The organism is Arthrobacter sp. HMWF013 (genome assembly GCF_003061105.1).
Taxonomy (GTDB): domain Bacteria; phylum Actinomycetota; class Actinomycetes; order Actinomycetales; family Micrococcaceae; genus Arthrobacter.
Genome location: NZ_QAIQ01000684.1, coordinates 1 through 2,045 on the forward strand (window position 1 = coordinate 1; position 2,045 = coordinate 2,045).

Consider the following 2,045-nt stretch of genomic DNA (forward strand, 5'->3'; position numbering starts at 1 on the left):
ATTCAGGCCAGGCCCCGACACACACGTGTCGGGGCCTGACCCATTTAAAACCCCACCACCCACCACACCCACGCCACCAGACAACACGGGCGCCCTAGCCCAGGCAACACACCACACCACGGCCCACGCACCCAGGCCACGAACCGCCGTCGGACCTTACCAACCCGCCCCCAGTCCCTGCAGCGATCATCAGAACGCTCCGGCAGCACCCGCAAAAAATCCACGAACGCTCTCGCAGTAGCCGCACTATATCCGCGAACGCTCTCGCAGTAGCCATGAAGGGTGATCACGCACAGGCACGCAGCACCGGCTGCCGGCAGCAAAGTAGCGTCGGTCGGCTCTAACGCGCACGACCGACTGTGGCGAACGTTGCGCAGGTCAGCTGGCGGGGTCGTAGTGGAACTGCCGGAGTTCTTGCGGGCAGCGGCAGGCGACGGCGATTTTCGCGGCCCACTCAAGTGCCGCCTCCCGCGAGGGCAGCTCGAGGACGGTGTAGCCGCCGTTGGGCACCTTGTGGCCCGGGTACGTGCCTTCCGTGACCGTGCCGTCGCCGGCCACGCGCACCGGGTCCACGTCCTCATCGATCCCGCCGCCGAAGACGTACACACCCGCCGCTTTGGCCTCCTCTATGACGGCATGCGATGCTTCAACCACGGACTCGAATTCCTCCGCGGGGACCACCATGGCCTCTCCCGGGAACGAAATCAGATATTTTGTCATTCGAGAACTCCTCTGCTCCGGCGCCGTCCATTCGCTACTGTCATCGGCACAGCGCTGGCGCCCAGCTCGATTATGGCTCCGGCGCACGTTATGTGGTCAAGGCTGGGGCGCCTCGATCGGCGCGAAGAACCTACTCGACGTCGGCGCCCTGGTGGCCGGCCGAAAGGTCACCGCGCCTGTTCTGGCCCTAGAGAAGCGAGCCGCCCGGGTGCCGGCATCCTTCGATGTGCCGTCTCGTCCAACGGCCCAACCGACGCCATCAACGGATGAGTCAAAATGCCTTCCCGGCTCCACCTGGCGGGTTCGCCTGGGGATATACCGGTCAGCGACGTCAGCGCCGGGTTGCCACAGGAGGCCAAGCATCAGATATCGAGTATGCGGCGTTTAGCGGCCTCAAATTCCCCTCGGGAGAGGGCACCTTGCGAATAGAGGTCTGCGAGGGTAGCAAGATCCGATGCTAAGGAATCTTTGCCCCTCACCCCACGGATGGACCTGATCCGATGCCTGTTTGCCTGAACGGGGAACGCTCGGTTCTTCCTGTTCTTGTCGAAGGCATACGTTATGAGGAGAATGACGCCGAGAACTGCTATTGCAATTCCCAGGGGGAGGGACAAATAGGAGGACGAAGCATTTCCTATGACCATGATGGCCACGCCGCCGATGACGAGGCCGAGTCCAGTCATCCAACGTGCCGTCTCACGGAGGGGAGGCCTCCTTTCAAACTCGAACAAATACCCGCCCGCTTCGTGGGGAACCGTGTGTTCGTTCATGGGATGAAGACTAGACCTGCGGCTGTTTATTGAACATCCCCCGACGTGTACTTCTGGGAAGACACTGGTGCCGGTGGGCCCGTCCTCACCGCACTGACGGCAGCGAACTGCAGGCTCGCCTCGTGGCCGGAGCCATGTGTGGCCGTCCGGCGGCGTGGGACTCGCGAACAACCTGCGCCGGACCCAGGTCCGGCGCGCATGTCAGGATGGAGTCCTGGAATCCCGGCATGGGAGTAATGATCGGCCTAGCCGCACCGAAGGCGTCCTCGAAGTCCTTCTCCAGCCCGGCAAGGACGTGGAGTAGTGCATGTTCATCACCACCGACAACCATGCCCAATACGGATCATTCCAGCGATGGGCACGCGGGGCATGCGGGCGCGGATAGATGTGACCCAGTGAACACAACGAGTATCCAGGGTGCGGCTGCCTCTGAGGCGGCCGTAGGGCCCCGGATTCCGTGTGTTTCCGGGGATTTGCCGAGTGCATGGCGTGGTGTGGGGGTGGACCTGTTGCCTCATTGCAATACCTCCGGGAAGACTGATTCGTTGCCTCATT

The 2,045-nt window shown here is 62.7% G+C and carries 2 protein-coding genes; both read right to left on the reverse strand.

The features are described 5' to 3' along the window. Nucleotides 1-378 precede the first annotated feature (378 nt). On the reverse strand, nucleotides 379-720 hold the full coding sequence (locus tag DBR22_RS22165) for a YciI family protein (RefSeq protein ID WP_108600754.1): 342 nt from the start codon (nucleotides 718-720) through the stop codon (nucleotides 379-381). Nucleotides 721-1,082: 362 nt separating this feature from the next. Next, nucleotides 1,083-1,490, reverse strand: coding sequence for an SHOCT domain-containing protein (locus DBR22_RS22170; RefSeq protein WP_108600755.1), 408 nt, complete (start codon nucleotides 1,488-1,490; stop codon nucleotides 1,083-1,085). Nucleotides 1,491-2,045 lie beyond the last annotated feature (555 nt).